This window comes from Streptomyces sp. NPDC006134, assembly GCF_040628835.1.
Lineage (GTDB): Bacteria > Actinomycetota > Actinomycetes > Streptomycetales > Streptomycetaceae > Streptomyces.
Genome location: NZ_JBEXTV010000022.1, coordinates 71,070 through 85,605, shown reverse-complemented (window position 1 = coordinate 85,605; position 14,536 = coordinate 71,070). Strand labels below are relative to the sequence as shown.

The 14,536-nt window shown below is 75.7% G+C and carries 15 protein-coding genes; 13 read left to right on the top strand and 2 right to left on the bottom strand.

Features of this window, described 5'->3' with window-relative positions:
- Positions 1-299 precede the first annotated feature (299 nt).
- The 5 genes from ABZ340_RS16860 (at position 300) to ABZ340_RS16840 (ending at position 5,807) form a co-directional block, all read left to right on the top strand.
- Complete coding sequence (locus ABZ340_RS16860) at positions 300-1,748, top strand: NAD(P)H-hydrate dehydratase (RefSeq protein ID WP_358782541.1); 1,449 nt, start codon at positions 300-302, stop codon at positions 1,746-1,748.
- Between the two features lie 558 nt (positions 1,749-2,306).
- Complete coding sequence (alr, locus tag ABZ340_RS16855; RefSeq protein WP_358782540.1) at positions 2,307-3,515, top strand: alanine racemase; 1,209 nt, start codon at positions 2,307-2,309, stop codon at positions 3,513-3,515.
- 96 nt (positions 3,516-3,611) lie between these two features.
- Complete coding sequence (locus ABZ340_RS16850; protein ID WP_358782539.1) at positions 3,612-4,865, top strand: alpha/beta hydrolase; 1,254 nt, start codon at positions 3,612-3,614, stop codon at positions 4,863-4,865.
- Entirely contained in the window at positions 4,831-5,355 is a 525-nt protein-coding gene (gene tsaE, locus ABZ340_RS16845; RefSeq protein WP_358782538.1) for a tRNA (adenosine(37)-N6)-threonylcarbamoyltransferase complex ATPase subunit type 1 TsaE, read from the top strand. The genes ABZ340_RS16850 and tsaE overlap by 35 nt, the downstream gene beginning before the upstream one ends.
- A 269-nt stretch (positions 5,356-5,624) precedes the next feature.
- Positions 5,625-5,807: a hypothetical protein gene (locus tag ABZ340_RS16840; RefSeq protein WP_358782537.1), complete on the top strand. Its 183-nt coding sequence runs from the start codon at positions 5,625-5,627 to the stop codon at positions 5,805-5,807.
- A gap of 75 nt (positions 5,808-5,882) precedes the next feature.
- On the opposite strand, the gene ABZ340_RS16835 is transcribed toward ABZ340_RS16840, so the two are convergent.
- Positions 5,883-6,443 (bottom strand): hypothetical protein, encoded by a 561-nt coding sequence (locus tag ABZ340_RS16835; RefSeq protein ID WP_358782536.1) that lies wholly within the window; start codon positions 6,441-6,443, stop codon positions 5,883-5,885.
- Positions 6,444-6,551: 108 nt separating this feature from the next.
- Here ABZ340_RS16835 and tsaB point away from each other — a divergent pair, with 108 nt between their 5' ends.
- The 6 genes from tsaB (at position 6,552) to ABZ340_RS16805 (ending at position 11,545) form a co-directional block, all read left to right on the top strand.
- The gene (gene tsaB, locus ABZ340_RS16830) at positions 6,552-7,205 is read left to right on the top strand and encodes a tRNA (adenosine(37)-N6)-threonylcarbamoyltransferase complex dimerization subunit type 1 TsaB (protein ID WP_358782535.1); all 654 of its coding nucleotides are present in this window, start codon (positions 6,552-6,554) and stop codon (positions 7,203-7,205) included.
- A gap of 77 nt (positions 7,206-7,282) precedes the next feature.
- Complete coding sequence (gene rimI / locus ABZ340_RS16825) at positions 7,283-7,765, top strand: ribosomal protein S18-alanine N-acetyltransferase (RefSeq protein ID WP_358782565.1); 483 nt, start codon at positions 7,283-7,285, stop codon at positions 7,763-7,765.
- Positions 7,758-8,858: a tRNA (adenosine(37)-N6)-threonylcarbamoyltransferase complex transferase subunit TsaD gene (gene tsaD / locus ABZ340_RS16820; protein ID WP_358782534.1), complete on the top strand. Its 1,101-nt coding sequence runs from the start codon at positions 7,758-7,760 to the stop codon at positions 8,856-8,858. The genes rimI and tsaD overlap by 8 nt, the downstream gene beginning before the upstream one ends.
- Positions 8,855-9,142, top strand: a complete 288-nt coding sequence (locus tag ABZ340_RS16815) for a hypothetical protein (protein WP_358782533.1) — start codon at positions 8,855-8,857, stop codon at positions 9,140-9,142. The genes tsaD and ABZ340_RS16815 overlap by 4 nt, the downstream gene beginning before the upstream one ends.
- 124 nt (positions 9,143-9,266) lie before the next feature.
- Entirely contained in the window at positions 9,267-10,331 is a 1,065-nt protein-coding gene (locus ABZ340_RS16810) for a LacI family DNA-binding transcriptional regulator (protein ID WP_358782532.1), read from the top strand.
- A 197-nt stretch (positions 10,332-10,528) separates the two neighbouring features.
- Positions 10,529-11,545 (top strand): LCP family protein, encoded by a 1,017-nt coding sequence (locus ABZ340_RS16805; protein ID WP_358782531.1) that lies wholly within the window; start codon positions 10,529-10,531, stop codon positions 11,543-11,545.
- A 16-nt stretch (positions 11,546-11,561) separates the two neighbouring features.
- On the opposite strand, the gene ABZ340_RS16800 is transcribed toward ABZ340_RS16805, so the two are convergent.
- Positions 11,562-12,845, bottom strand: coding sequence for a methyltransferase domain-containing protein (locus ABZ340_RS16800; protein WP_358782530.1), 1,284 nt, complete (start codon positions 12,843-12,845; stop codon positions 11,562-11,564).
- Here ABZ340_RS16800 and ABZ340_RS16795 point away from each other — a divergent pair.
- Both ABZ340_RS16795 and ABZ340_RS16790 read left to right on the top strand, forming a co-directional pair.
- Positions 12,828-13,766 (top strand): polysaccharide deacetylase family protein, encoded by a 939-nt coding sequence (locus ABZ340_RS16795; protein WP_358782529.1) that lies wholly within the window; start codon positions 12,828-12,830, stop codon positions 13,764-13,766. The two genes, ABZ340_RS16800 and ABZ340_RS16795, sit on opposite strands and share 18 nt — an antisense overlap.
- Complete coding sequence (locus ABZ340_RS16790; protein WP_358782528.1) at positions 13,763-14,491, top strand: polysaccharide deacetylase family protein; 729 nt, start codon at positions 13,763-13,765, stop codon at positions 14,489-14,491. The genes ABZ340_RS16795 and ABZ340_RS16790 overlap by 4 nt, the downstream gene beginning before the upstream one ends.
- Positions 14,492-14,536: the final 45 nt, after the last annotated feature.

Here is a 14,536-nt window from a genome sequence, read left to right as displayed (position 1 = left end):
AGGAAAGACGCCCCGCTTCCTGCGGGGAGATGCAGGTGCAAGGCCTGCCCGGCGCTCGGTGAAGACCCCGGTCCTGTGTCACAGGGCCGGGGTTCTTCGTATCGCCTCCCCTGCCCGGCCCCGGCCCTACGGGGCCGCTCCCGGCGCGCATCGCCCAGGCGGAGGCGCGGTCGGCGATCCGGGCGCGCAGGAGCAGTACGGCGACGGACTGAGCCGGTCGCGGGGCCGGTGCGAAGGCGCGGGGGTTTTCCTCCCCGGGATACGGCAGGGTCCGCGGCCCACGGGGCAGACTCGACGGCATGCGTACTGCGTACAGCGTGGAGACGGTCAGGGCGGCCGAGCGGGAGCTGATGGCGCGGCTCCCCGGCGGGGCGTTGATGCAGCGGGCGGCGGCCGGGCTCGCCGCCGCCTGCGCGGAGCTGCTCGGGCGGGTGTACGGCAGCCGGGTCGTGCTGCTCGTCGGCAGCGGTGACAACGGGGGTGACGCCCTGTATGCCGGGGCGCGGCTCGCCCGGCGGGGCGCGGGTGTGACGGCGGTGCTCCTCGCGCCGGAGCGGGCGCACGCCGCCGGGCTGGCCGCGTTGCGCCGGGCCGGCGGGCGGGCCGTGGACGCCGGAGCGGGCGAGCGGGCGATCGAGCGGGCCGACCTCGTCGTGGACGGCATCGTCGGCATCGGCGGCAAGGGCGGGCTGCGGCCGGACGCCGTGCCGCTCGCCACCGCCGCCGGGCGGGCCCGGGCCGCCGTCGTCGCCGTCGACCTGCCGAGCGGCGTCGACGCCGACACGGGAGAGGTGCACGGGGCCGCCGTACGGGCCGACGTGACGGTGACGTTCGGGACGCACAAGCCGGGGCTGCTGGTCGATCCCGCGCGGGAGTACGCCGGATCGGTGCGGCTGGTCGACATCGGGCTGCGGCCCGGACTGCCCGCCGAGCCCGCCCTGGAGGCGTTGCAGCACGCGGACGTGGCCCGGCTGCTGCCGGTGCCGGCGAGCGAGAGCGACAAGTACCGGCGCGGGGTCGTCGGCATCGCCGCCGGGTCCGCGCGGTATCCGGGGGCGGCCGTCCTCGCCGTGTCCGGCGCGCTGCGGGGCGGAGCCGGGGCCGTGCGGTACGTCGGGCCCGCCGGGGACGCCGTGATCGCCCGCTTCCCCGAGACGCTCGTGTCGGACCAGGGGCCGAAGCGGGCGGGGCGCGTGCAGGCGTGGGTCGTCGGGCCGGGGGCCGGGGACGACGCGGCGACCGTGGCCGAGGTGCTGGCGGCGGACGTTCCCGTGCTGGTCGACGCGGACGGGCTGCGGCTGGCCGACCGGGACGCCGTCCGGGCCCGCACCGCACCGACCCTGATGACCCCGCACGCCGGGGAGGCCGCCGCGCTGCTCGACGTGAGCCGCGAGGAGGTCGAGGCGGCGCGGCTGTCCTCGGCGCGGGAACTGGCGGCCCGCTACCGGGCGACCGTGCTGCTGAAGGGCTCCACGACGGTGGTGGCCGGCCCGGAGGGCGGGCGCCCGGTACGGGTGAACGCCACGGGGACGTCCTGGCTGGCGACGGCCGGGAGCGGGGACGTGTTGTCGGGGCTGGCGGGGTCGCTGCTGGCGGCGGGGCTCCCGGCGCAGGACGCGGCGAGCGTGGCGGCGTACCTGCACGGGCTGGCCGGACGGTTCGCGGCGGACGGGGCACCGGCGGGGGCGCACGACGTGGCCGAGGCGATCCCGCGGGCGTGGCGGGACGTGGCGCGGGAGCGGATGTAGGGGAGCGGCAGCGAGGAGGGGGAAGGGGGGCTGGGTGACGGGGTGAGGGGGTGAGGGGGGGAGGGGGGCGTCGGCGGGGGTGTGCGGGGCACGGCGTGGCGGGATGCCGTACGGGGGCGGGTGCGGGTCACGGGAAACATCAACGCATCTCCGGGACCGGCGGGATGCCGTACGGGGGCGGGTGCCCGTGCGTGCGGGGAGTGGCGGAGCGGAGGCCCGGCGGGGTGGTGGGGTGAGGGGCACGGCGTGGCGGGATGCCGTACGGGCGCGGGGGCGGGTGCCCGTGCGTGCGGGGAGTGGCGGAGCGGAGGCCCGGCGGGGTGGTGGGGTGAGGGGCACGGCGTGGCGGGATGCCGTACGGGGGCGGTCGCCCGCGTGCGGGGAGCGGCGGGGCGGAGGCCCGGCGGGTGGCGCGGGGGACGCCGGTGAGGGGGAGTGCGGGGCGGAGGCGGTTCCGGGAGGGGCGTGGCAGGGCGCCGTACCGGATGGGGCACAGGGGGCGGTCCGGGCCGGTGTGGTCGGACCGCCCGGCGTGGCGCTCTGAGACACTGGGCCACGATGAGTGAGACAGCAGCCCAGCGGACCGCGCCCCTGCGGGCCCGCGCCGAGATCGATCTGGCCGCCCTGCGGGCCAACGTGCGCGCTCTTCGCCGGCGGGCGCGCGGCGCGGCCGTCATGGCCGTGCTGAAGGCCGACGCCTACGGCCACGGCGCGCTCCCGTGCGCCCGCGCGGCCGTCGAGGCCGGCGCGACCTGGCTGGGCGCGGCGACACCGCAGGAGGCGCTCGCGCTGCGGGCGGCGGACGGCATCCCCGCCGACGTGCGGATCATGTGCTGGCTGTGGACGCCGGGCGGGCCCTGGCGGGAGGGCGTCGAGGCGGACCTGGACATGTCCGTCAGCGGCCTGTGGGCCCTGGAGGAGGTCGTCGGCGCCGCCCGTCTCGCGGGCCGCCCCGCGCGCGTGCAGCTCAAGGCCGACACCGGGCTCGGACGGGGCGGCTGCCAGCCCGGCGAGGACTGGGCCGAACTGGTCCGGGAGGCCCTGCGGGCCGAGCGCGAGGGCCTGATGAAGATCACCGGCCTGTGGTCGCACTTCGCCTGCGCCGACGAGCCGGGCCACCCCTCCATCGCCGCCCAGCTCACCCTCTTCCGGGAGATGGTGGCCTACGCCGAGCGGCAGGGCGTCCGCCCCGAGGTGCGGCACATCGCCAACTCGCCGGCCACGCTCACCCTGCCCGAGGCCCACTTCGACCTCGTACGGACGGGCATCGCGATGTACGGCATCTCGCCCAGCCCCGAGATCGGCACCCCCGCCGACTTCGGGCTGCGCCCGGTGATGACGCTGTCCGCCTCGCTCGCCCTGGTCAAGCACGTGCCCGGCGGACACGGCGTCAGCTACGGGCACCGCTACACCACACCCGGCGAGACCACCCTCGGCCTCGTCCCGCTGGGGTACGCCGACGGCATCCCGCGCCACGCCTCCTCCGCCGGGCCCGTCCTGGTCGACGGCAAGTGGCGCACGGTCGCCGGGCGGATCGCGATGGACCAGTTCGTCGTCGACCTCGGCGGGGACGAGCCCGGACCGGGCGCCGAGGCCGTCCTGTTCGGGCCCGGCGACCACGGCGAGCCCACCGCCGAGGACTGGGCGCAGGCCGCGGGCACCATCGCGTACGAGATCGTCACCCGGATCGGCCCGCGCGTCCCCCGCGTCTACGTGGACGACGACCCCGCGGCCGGCGCCCAGATGAACGGGCGGCAAGCCGGGTAACCGACAAGAGCGGCCCGGCACTTCGGGCACCGTCCACAGGCAAGGCCCCACACCGGTGAACGAGCCGGACACCAGTCCGGCGAGGAGGAGCGGCACGTGAGCGAGAGCAGCGGGGAGGCCGTCGCGGACGTCGCCGCGGCGGCCGTCGCCTCCGCCACGGAAGCGGCTGCCGGAGGCTGGCGCCGGGCCACCGGCATCGCCGGCGTCGCGCTGGGCGTCGTCGCGGCGGGCGCGGCGGCCGGCGTCGCCCTGGAGCGGCTCACCGTCGGCCGCGCCATACGCCGCCGGGCACGGCTCGTCCTGGACGCGGCCGGGCCGTACGGCGCGCTGCGCGGCACGCCCGGCACGGCGTACGCCGACGACGGAACCGAGCTGTACTACGAGGTCGACGACGTCGAGCCCGAGGGCGGCCCGGCGCAGCGCCGCCGGCGGCTGTTCGGCCGCAAGGAGCCCGCCCCGGTCACCGTGGTCTTCTGCCATGGCTACTGCCTCAGCCAGGACTCCTGGCACTTCCAGCGGGCGGCCCTGCAGGGCGTCGTCCGTGCCGTGTACTGGGACCAGCGCAGCCACGGCCGGTCCGGGCGGGGCGTGGCGCAGCTCCAGGACGGCGCGCCGGTCACCATCGACGAGCTGGGCCGCGACCTGAAGGCCGTGATCGACGCGGCCGTGCCCGAGGGGCCGATCGTGCTGGTGGGCCACTCCATGGGCGGCATGACCGTGATGGCGCTGGCCGACCGGTTCCCCGGGCTGATCCGGGAGCGGGTCGCCGCCGTCGCCCTGGTCGGCACCTCCTCCGGGCGGCTCGGCGAGGTCAACTTCGGGCTGCCCGTCGCCGGGGTCAACGCGGTGCGGCGGGTGCTGCCGGGGGTGCTGAAGGCGCTGGGGCAGCGGGCCGAACTGGTGGAGAAGGGGCGCCGGGCGACCGCGGACCTGTTCGCCGGGATCGTCAAGCGGTACTCGTTCGCGTCCCGGGACGTCGATCCGGCCGTGGCCCGGTTCGCCGAGCGGATGATCGAGTCGACGCCGATCGACGTCGTCGCCGAGTACTACCCGGCCTTCGACGACCACGACAAGACGGAGGCGCTCGCCCACTTCGCGGGCCTGCCGGTGCTGGTGCTGGCCGGCACCCAGGACATGGTCACGCCCAGCGAGCACAGCGAGGCGATCGCCGGACTGCTGCCGGACGCCGAGCTGGTCCTGGTGCCGGACGCCGGGCACCTGGTGATGCTGGAACACCCGGACCAGGTCACCGACCGCCTCGCCGACCTGCTCGCCCGCGCGGGCGCGGTGCCCGCAGGGGCTACGGTGGATGGCTATGGAAGCACCAGCAGCACCGCAGGGCCCGGCTGAGCCCCTGCCCGCCGTCGAGATCACCGTCACCTCCCCCGACCAGATGCGGGAACTGGGCCGCAGGCTCACCAAGCTGCTGCGCGCCGGCGACCTCGTCATGCTCACCGGGGAGCTGGGCGCCGGCAAGACCACGTTGACCCGCGGACTGGGCGAGGGCCTCGGCGTGCGCGGCGCCGTCACCTCCCCGACCTTCGTGATCGCCCGGGTGCACCCCTCCCTCGGCGACGGTCCGCCGCTCGTCCACGTCGACGCCTACCGGCTGTCCGGCGGCCTGGACGAGATGGAGGACCTCGACCTCGACGTCTCCCTGCCCGAGTCCGTGGTCGTGGTGGAGTGGGGCGAGGGCAAGGTCGAGGAGCTGACCGACGACCGGCTCCAGATCCTCATCCACCGGGCCGTGGGCGACACCACCGACGAGGTGCGGCACGTGACGGTGACCGGCATCGGGGAGCGCTGGGCCGCGGCCGACCTGAGCGTGCTCGCCGTCTGAGCCGGACGGCGGCGGCGCTCCGTCCCGCCCGTGAACATTGTTCCGACAAGGTGTCGGCACGATGTTGCGCTCGGCGTGCCGCGCGTGGTCACATGGTATCCAGTCCGTAGTTAGGTCTACCTAACTACGTCCGCCCCCGGCCCCAGGAGGCGTCCATGCCGGCTTCAGAGACCAACGCGCGGCCGCAGTCACAGGCACAGGCGTCCGCGGTGTCCGGAGCGTCGGAAGCGTCCGGAGCAGCCGGAGTGTCCGGAGTGGCCGGGGTGCCCATGCGTGACCTGCTGGCGGCCTGCGCCGCCGCCACCGCCCTCTCCACGCCGCCGCGCCTACCGGACCCGGCCCTTTCGGACCCGGCCCTTTCGGACCCGGCCCTTTCGGACCCGGCCCTTTCGGACCCGGCTCTTCCGGTGTCGGCCTCCCGGCCGGCCGGGGAGCACCGCGAGGCCGCCTGAGCCCCACGGGCAGGCCGCGGCTCGCGGCCCCGGTCCGGCGGGCGGCGCGGGCGGGCCGGAGGCGCGCGGCCCGGCTCAGCGGACGACGACGACCCGCTGCCCGATGGTCGCGAACTGCCACATCGCGTCGCCGTCCGCGCGGGTCTCGCGGATGCCGCCCGTGCGCACAGCCGGGTCGGGCGACGGCATCGAGCCGTCCACGGCGGCGCTGAAGCCGACGACCACGCCGTCCACGCTGGTGAAGCGCACGACGTGCTCGACCGGGACCCCGTCGGAGCCGGTGACCGACTTCGAGCGGGACGTGACCGCGTAGCTGCCCGGCGCCGGGTCCACCGAGCTGGGGGCGACCTCGAAGGTGCGCTGGACCCGGTTGTCCGCGCCGACCAGCCACACCCGGTCGGCGCCCAGCGCGTACACGACCCGCTCGCCCTGCCCGGAATCGGCCGGCAGCGCGGTGGGGTCCCGCTCGTCCCGGGGCGCCCCGGTGGCGCCGGGCCCCGGGGCGGGAGCGGCGGCGGACCGCGGCTTGCCCAGGTCGGCCGGGACCGTGGCCGACGCCTGGTAGGCGAGGACGCCCACCGTCGCGAGGGCCGCCGCGGTGAGCCCGGCGACGATCCCGGCGCTGCTGCTTGCCACTGGCGACCACCTCGTCGTCGTACGTCGTGCTTCGTGGCGACGGTAGCAGCAGGTGACCGTCCGACCGGGGCGGGCGTGCGCCCGGCGAGGGAGCCGTAGGCTGTTCGTGTGCTCTTGCTCGCTCTGGATACCGCCACTCCCGCCGTGACCGTCGCGCTGCACGACGGTACGGACGTCATCGCCTCGTCGAGCCAGGTGGACGCGCGCCGCCACGGTGAGCTGCTGCTTCCGGCCGTGGACCGGGTGCTCGCCGAGGCCGGTCTGAAGCTCGACGCCGTCACCGGCATCGTCGCCGGCATCGGGCCCGGCCCGTACACGGGCCTGCGCGTCGGCCTGATGACCGCGCAGACCTTCTCCCTCGCGCTCGGCGTGCCCGTGCACGGTGTGTGCACGCTGGACGGACTCGCGTACGCCGCCGACCTGCCGGGCCCCTTCGTCGTGGCGACCGACGCCCGCCGCAAGGAGGTCTACTGGGCCCGCTACGCCGACTCCCGCACCCGCCTCACCGACCCGGCCGTCGACCGGCCCGCCGACATCGCCGAGCAGGTCCGGGACCTGCCCGCGGTCGGCGCGGGCGCGCTGCTGTACCCGGAGACCTTCCCCCGGGCCCACGAACCCGAGCACGTCTCGGCCGCCGCCCTGGCCCGGCTGGCCGCGGAGCGGCTCGCGGCGGGCGAGGAACTGCCCGCGCCCCGGCCGCTGTACCTGCGCCGCCCCGACGCCCAGGTCCCCAAGAACTACAAGGTGGTCACCCCGAAGTGACCGGACGCACGACCGGACGCACGACCGGAGGCACGACCGGAGGCACGACCGGGCCGGAGCCCGCCGCGCTGCGCGAGATGCGCTGGTGGGACATCGACCCCGTGCTGGAGCTGGAACGGGAGCTGTTCCCCGAGGACGCCTGGTCGCGGGGGATGTTCTGGTCCGAGCTGGCCCACGCGCGCGGACCTGGGGCCACCCGCCGCTACCTCGTGGCCGAGCGGGACGGCCGGATCGTCGGCTACGCGGGACTGGCCGCCTCCGGCGACACCGGCGACGTCCAGACCATCGCGGTGGCCCGCGACCAGTGGGGCACCGGACTCGGCAGCCGGCTGCTGGCCGAACTGCTGCGCGCCGCGACCGCCTTCGAGTGTGCCGAGGTGCTCCTCGAATGCCGCGTCGACAACGTCCGCGCCCAGAAGCTGTACGAGCGCTTCGGCTTCGAGCCCATCGGTTTCAGACGCGGCTACTACCAGCCGGGCAACGTGGATGCCCTGGTGATGCGCCTGACCGACCCCGCAACCTCCCTCAACGGCGTACAAGGAACCGAGATCAATGGCTGACTCACGCGACGAGCCTCTCGTCCTGGGTATCGAGACCTCCTGCGACGAGACCGGCGTCGGCATCGTCCGCGGCACCACCCTGCTGGCCGACGCCGTCGCCTCCAGCGTCGACGAGCACGCCCGCTTCGGCGGTGTCGTGCCGGAGGTGGCGAGCCGCGCCCACCTGGAGGCGATGGTCCCCACCATCGACCGCGCGCTGAAGGAGGCGGGGGTGAGCGCCAAGGACCTGGACGGCATCGCCGTCACCGCCGGTCCCGGCCTCGCCGGCGCCCTGCTGGTCGGCGTCTCGGCGGCCAAGGCGTACGCCTACGCGCTCGGCAAGCCCCTGTACGGCGTCAACCACCTCGCCTCCCACATCTGCGTCGACCAGCTCGAACACGGCCCGCTGCCCGAGCCGACGATGGCGCTGCTGGTCTCCGGCGGCCACTCCTCCCTGCTGCTGTCGGCCGACATCACCTCCGACGTGCGCCCCATGGGCGCCACCATCGACGACGCGGCCGGCGAGGCGTTCGACAAGATCGCCCGCGTGCTGAACCTGGGCTTCCCCGGCGGTCCGGTCATCGACCGGTACGCGCGCGAGGGCGACCCGGACGCGATCGCGTTTCCGCGCGGGCTGACCGGGCCGCGCGACCCGGCGTACGACTTCTCCTTCTCCGGCCTGAAGACGGCCGTGGCCCGCTGGATCGAGGCCAGGCGGGCGGCGGGCGAGGAGGTGCCGGTGCGGGACGTGGCGGCCTCCTTCCAGGAGGCGGTCGTGGACGTGCTCACCCGCAAGGCCGTGCGGGCCTGCAAGGACGAGGGCGTCGACCACCTGATGATCGGCGGCGGCGTCGCCGCCAACTCCCGCCTGCGCGCCCTGGCCCAGGAGCGGTGCGAGGCCGCCGGCATCCGGCTGCGGGTGCCGCGCCCGAAGCTGTGCACGGACAACGGCGCGATGGTCGCGGCGCTCGGCGCGGAGATGGTCGCCCGCAACCGGGCCGCCTCCGACTGGGACCTGTCCGCCGACTCCTCGCTGCCGGTGACGGACCCCCATGTGCCGGGCCACGGGCACGACCACGTGCACGAGGTGAGCAAGGAGAACCTGTACTCATGACGGTGGCCCTGATGTGGGAGGCGCGGGCCGCGGCCGGGCGCGGCGGGGAGCTGCTGGCCTGGGCCCGGGCGCAGGAGCTGCCGGCCCGTCCGCTGCGCCGGGAGACCTTCCGCGCCCCGCAGGACCGGGTCCTGGTCATCACCTGGTGGGACGCGCCGTACGACGCCGACCTCCCCGAACTGCCCGAGCCGGACGGGGATCTGGTCACGCGGGCGGTGCACCGGTGGCGGTTCGAGGCGGTGGACGGGGCCATGGACGCGGCCGTGGACGCAGCCGCGGACTGAACGGCGGGCGCCCCGCCGGAGCGGGCAGACTGCCGAATGTTGCGGTTGATCAATCGAATGTTCCGGGAATCTGTGGCCCTCCGATGGGTTCATCGGCGAGGGCCGCGGGGATACGATCGCCGCCATGACATCCCCGCAGCCCGCTGAAACCCGGACGCACGGGCGGTCCGCGCAGTCCGCGACGCTCGCCGAGATCGCCCGTGAGGCCGGCGTGTCGGCACCGACTGTTTCGAAGGTCCTCAACGGCCGTGCCGATGTCGCCCCGGCCACCCGCAGCCGGGTGGAGGAGCTGCTGCGCGTCCACGGCTACCGCCGCCGCCGGGCCGAGGCGTCCCGCTCGCCCCTGATCGACCTGGTCTTCCACGAACTGGAGAGCGCCTGGGCGATGGAGGTCATCCGGGGCGTGGAGAACGTGGCGCGCGACGCGGGACTGAGCGTCGTCCTCTCCGAGAGCGCGGGACGGCTGATCCCCGGGCGCAGCTGGGCCGACCAGGTCGTCGCCCGCCGCCCGCACGGCGTGGTGCTGGTGCTGTCCGGCCTCGACGAGGCGCAGCGCGCCCTGCTGACCAGCCGGTCCATCCCGTTCGTGGTGATGGACCCGGCCGGCGACCCGGGCGCCGACGTCCCGTCGATCGGCGCCACCAACTGGCAGGGCGGACTGGCGGCCACCCGCCACCTGATCGAGCTGGGACACCGCAGGATCGGCGCGATCAGCGGGCCGACGCGGATGATGTGCGCCCGCGCCCGCGTCGACGGCTACCGGGCCGCCCTGGAGACGGCCGGGCTGCCGGTGGACCCCGCCCTGATCACGGCCGGCGACTTCCACCACGAGGCCGGCTACCGCGAGGGCCTCGCCCTGCTGCGCCGCCCCGACCGGCCCACCGCCGTCTTCGCCGGCAACGACCTCCAGGCGCTCGGGCTGTACGAGGCCGCGCGCGAGCTGGGGCTGCGCATCCCGGAGGACCTCAGCGTGGTGGGCTTCGACGACCTGCCGGTGGCCCGCTGGGTGGGGCCGCCGCTGACGACCGTACGGCAGCCGCTGACCGAGATGGCCGAGGCCGCCGCCCGTCTGGTCCTCGACCTCGGCCGCGGCGACGGCTCCGCGGCGGCGACCCGGGTGGAACTGGCGACCAGCCTGGTCGTGCGCAGCAGCACGGGAGCGCCGCCGGTGGCCCAGGGGGCCTCCTGAGCGCAGAGGGTCCCTCCCGAGCCCAGGGTCCCTCCCGAGCCCAGGGGGCCTCCTGAGCCATGGGTGACCGGCAAGTCTGAGAAATTCCCAAGAAAGTCCGTCCCGGACGTCCGCTCGTCATAATTCGGACGTACGTTCCTGCCTGGGAGGGCCGCGCGGGTGGGGCGCGCGGCACGCGGGGGGACGGGGACGGGCCCATGAGCGGACGGTCGAGGGTGGTGAGGATCGCCGGCCTCGCCCTGGCGGGCGCGCTGCTGCTGGGCGTCGCCGCGGCCGGGTGGGCATACCGGCACCTGAGCGGCAACATCACCGGCGTCGACATCGACGGCGCCCTCGGCGACGACCGCCCCGTCCGGCCCGCGCCCGCACCGGCGCCGTCCGCCGCGGGCCCCGCCGAGCCGCTGCCGGCCGGGCCCCTGAACATCCTCGTCCTCGGCTCCGACTCGCGCGGCGGCGAGGAGAACCGGCGCCTGGGCGGCGGCGACAGCGAGGGCGCCCGCTCCGACACCGCGATGGTCGTCCACCTCGACGCGGGCCGCACCGGCGCCACCGTCGTGAGCATCCCGCGCGACACGCTCGTCACGCGCCCCTCCTGCCCGCTGCCGACCGGCGGCGCGACGCGCGCGGCGCACCAGGTGATGTTCAACACCGCGTACGCCGTGGGCGGCCCGGTGTGCGCGGTCAAGACGGCCGAGTCGCTCACCGGCCTCCGCATGGACCACTACCTGAAGATCGACTTCGCCGGTTTCGCCGGGCTCGTGGACGCGCTCGGCGGCGTCACGGTCACCCTCGACGAGGACATCGACGACGACAAGAGCCACCTGAGCCTGGCGGCGGGCACCCACCACCTGGACGGCACCCGGGCCCTGGGCCTGGCCCGCACCCGCCACGGCCTCGCCGGGGGCAGCGACCTCGCCCGCATAGAGCTCCAGCACAAACTGGTCACGGCGCTGCTGGAACAGGTCACCTCCGCCGGCCTCCTCACCGACCCCGCCCGGCTGTACCGGGTCGCCGACGCCGCCACCGAGAGCCTCACCACCGACACCGGCCTGGACTCCCTCGGCGAACTGGTCGGCCTGGGCCGGAGCCTGCGGGGCCTGTCGGCGACCGCCGTGCGGACGGTGACCATGCCGGTGGTGCCGGCGCCCTGGGACACCGACCGGGTGGTGGCGAAGGAGCCGGAGGCGACACGGCTGTGGGCGTCCCTGCGCTGACCCGTTCTGCCGGGGTCTAGCGCACCGGATGCCCGACCAGCATCGCCGGCGCCCCCGCGACCCGGGTCAGGAACACCGTCGCCGCGTTCGGCCCCTGCGGCCTGACCTTCCGGCGCAGTTCCTCCGGTTCCACCGCCGACCCGCGCTTCTTCACGGTCAGCGTGCCGACCCCCCGCTCCCGCAGCAGCGCCTTCAGCTTCTTGACGTTGAAGGGGAGGTGGTCGGTGATCTCGTAGGCGGTGGCGTACGGCGTGGGCCGCAGGTCGTCCGCCGTGACGTAGGCGATGGTCGCGTCGAGCAGCCCGCCGCCGACCCGTTCGGCGACCTCGGCGACCAGATGGGCGCGGATGACGGCGCCGTCGGGCTCGTACAGGTACCGCCCCACGGGACGCACCGCCGGGTCGGGCAGGTGCCGGGAGAGCAGGGTGCGCGGCCCCGGCAGCAGCGTCGCCCGCACCGCGCCCGGTTCGGTGCCGAACCAGAGCACCGCCTCCTTCACGTCCCCGCCGTCGGAGATCCACTCGGCCTCGGCGCCGTCGGGCACGGCCTCGTGGGGGATGCCGGGGGCGACCTTCAGCGCGGCGGCGAGCGGTGCCGTACGGGCGGCCGCCACGGCCCAGGACAGCGGCGGCGAGTACGCCTCCGGGTCGAAAATGCGGCCCCGCCCGCCCCGCCGCGCCGGATCGACGAAGACGGCGTCGTACCCGGCGGTGTCCACCTCCGTGACGTCCGCCTCCCGCACCTCGATCAGGCCGGCGAGGCCGAGCGCGTCGGCGTTGGCCCGCGCCGCCGCCGCCGTCAGCGGGTCCCGGTCCACGGCCAGCACCCGGATGCCGGCCCGGGCCAGCGCGATCGCGTCCCCGCCGATCCCGCAGCACAGGTCGGCCACGGACGTCACCCCCAGCGCCCTCAGCCGCTCCGCCCGGTACGCAGCCACCGTCGTCCGCGTCGACTGCTCCACCCCGTTCGGCGTGAAGAACATCCGCTGGGCGTCCTCGGCGCCGAACTTCGCCACCGCCCGCTGCCGCAGCCGCGCCTGCCCGAGCGCCGCCGACACCAGGGCGGCGGGGTGCTCGCGCCGCAGCCGGGTGGCGACCGCCAGCTCGTGGGCGGGGTCGGTGCCGCGCACCTCGTCCAGGAGGGCGCGGCCCTCGGGGGTGAGCAGGGGCAGGAGGGCGTCGAGGTCGTTCACCGGCCCATTGTCGGCCAGTCGGTGGACGGTGTGTCTCCGGCCGCGGTGTCGGGCCGGGTTCCACGGCGGCGGCTGCGAGGATCCGGCACCATGCGAGTAGTAGTACAAAATGACAAAAGCGGGGTGTTTCGGAAGGCGTCACCGGGGACGCGGCTCCGCGGGGGCTTCGCCGTGCTCGCCGTCGCCTCCCTGGCCGCGGGCTGCGCGCCGGGCGCCTTCGGGGTGCGGCCCGCCTCCGGCCAGCAGCCGCTCCAGGCGCCCCCGGCCCGCGCGCTCGACTCCTACGCCTCCCGGCTGAACGCGGAACACGCCGTCCGGGCCGCCGCCGCGCGGCGCTGGGGCCTCAAACGCGTCCCGCTGACGGCCCCGCCCCCGCCCGCGAAGAAGCCGCGGATCACCACCCGCGCGGGCTTCGAGGTCGACGACCACGCCGCACGCGGCCTCCCGCCGGTCTTCACCACCGTCCCCACCGAGGAGAAGATCGTCTTCCTCACCATCGACGACGGCGCCGAGAAGGACCCGGCGTTCCTGCGCATGATGAGCGAGCTGAAGGTGCCGTACACCGCCTTCCTCAGCGACTACCTGGTCAAGGAGGACTACGGCTACTTCAAGGAGATGCAGGACCGGGGGGTCACCCTCAACAACCACACCCTGCACCACCCCTACCTGCCCGCCCTGTCCTACGCCCGCCAGGAGCGCGAGATCTGCGGCATGCAGCGGGTGATCCGCAAGCAGTACGGCAAGCGCCCCACCGTCTTCCGCCCGCCCTACGGCAACTACGACGAGGACACCCTGCGCGCCGCCAAGAGCTGCGGCATCAAGCACGTGCCGCTGTGGAACGAGGAGGTCTTCGCCGACCGCTGGGAGTACCGCGAGTGGGACCGCTCGCTGCACCCCGGCGACATCGTCCTCAGCCACTTCCGGGGCCGCGACGACTGGAACGGCACGATGCGCGACATGGCCCGCCGCTTCCTGGACAAGGTCACCGCCGAGGGATACGCGGTGGCCCGGCTGGAGGACTACCTGTGAGGCGGCGGCGGGCGCGCCTGGCCGGGGCCGCCCTGACCGCCGTCCTGCTCACCGGCTGCGCCCACCTCGCCGACCCCGCCCCGTCCGCCCAGCGGCCGGGCGCGAAGGCGGCCCGCGGCACCGGCCGGGACGGCCGGCCGCTGCCGCCGGTCGTCGACCACGTCCGCACCCGCGACCCGGTCGTCTTCCTCACCTACGACGACGGCGCCGAACGCGACCCGCGCTTCCTCGCCCTGATCCGCGCCCGGCGGCTGCCCGTCACCCTGTTCCTCACCGACCGCGTCGCCGGACCGGGCTACGGCCACCTCGCGCGGCTGCGCGCGGTCGGCGCGAGCCTGCAGAACCACACCCTGGACCACCTCTCCCTGCGCGGCCTGCCCTATGCCGGGCAGCGCGCCGAGATCTGCGGCCAGCAGCGCAAGCTCAAGGCCCGCTTCGGTGTCCGCCCGCACCTGTTCCGCCCGCCCTACGGCGGGTACGACACCGCGACCCTGCGCGCCGCCGCCGACTGCGGTCTCGCGGCGGTCGTCCTGTGGCGGGCGGCGGCCGACGGCGAGGGGAACCTGACGTACACCCGCGGGGCGCACCGGCTGCACCCCGGCGACGTCGTCGCCGTCGACCCGGACCGCCCCGCGGGCCGCTCCCTGGCCGAGCGCACCGAACGGGTCCTGCGGGAGATCGAGCGGCGGGGCCTGCGGGTGGGGCGGCTGGAGGACTACCTCTGACCCCCCGCGCACACCGGCGAGGACCCGGCGATCCCCGACGCGCCG

Bases quoted from the DNA above. Each gene is read 5' to 3' on its own strand.
- ABZ340_RS16795 (WP_358782529.1), top strand. From the start codon at position 12,828: ATGCGAGTAGTAGTACAAAATGACAAAAGCGGGGTGTTTCGGAAGGCG.
- rimI (WP_358782565.1), top strand. From the start codon at position 7,283: ATGCGCTGGTGGGACATCGACCCCGTGCTGGAGCTGGAACGGGAGCTG.
- ABZ340_RS16860 (WP_358782541.1), top strand. From the start codon at position 300: ATGCGTACTGCGTACAGCGTGGAGACGGTCAGGGCGGCCGAGCGGGAG.
- ABZ340_RS16805 (WP_358782531.1), top strand. From the start codon at position 10,529: ATGAGCGGACGGTCGAGGGTGGTGAGGATCGCCGGCCTCGCCCTGGCG.
- tsaE (WP_358782538.1), top strand. From the start codon at position 4,831: ATGGAAGCACCAGCAGCACCGCAGGGCCCGGCTGAGCCCCTGCCCGCC.
- ABZ340_RS16815 (WP_358782533.1), top strand. From the start codon at position 8,855: ATGACGGTGGCCCTGATGTGGGAGGCGCGGGCCGCGGCCGGGCGCGGC.
- tsaD (WP_358782534.1), top strand. From the start codon at position 7,758: ATGGCTGACTCACGCGACGAGCCTCTCGTCCTGGGTATCGAGACCTCC.
- ABZ340_RS16840 (WP_358782537.1), top strand. From the start codon at position 5,625: ATGCGTGACCTGCTGGCGGCCTGCGCCGCCGCCACCGCCCTCTCCACG.
- alr (WP_358782540.1), top strand. From the start codon at position 2,307: ATGAGTGAGACAGCAGCCCAGCGGACCGCGCCCCTGCGGGCCCGCGCC.
- ABZ340_RS16810 (WP_358782532.1), top strand. From the start codon at position 9,267: ATGACATCCCCGCAGCCCGCTGAAACCCGGACGCACGGGCGGTCCGCG.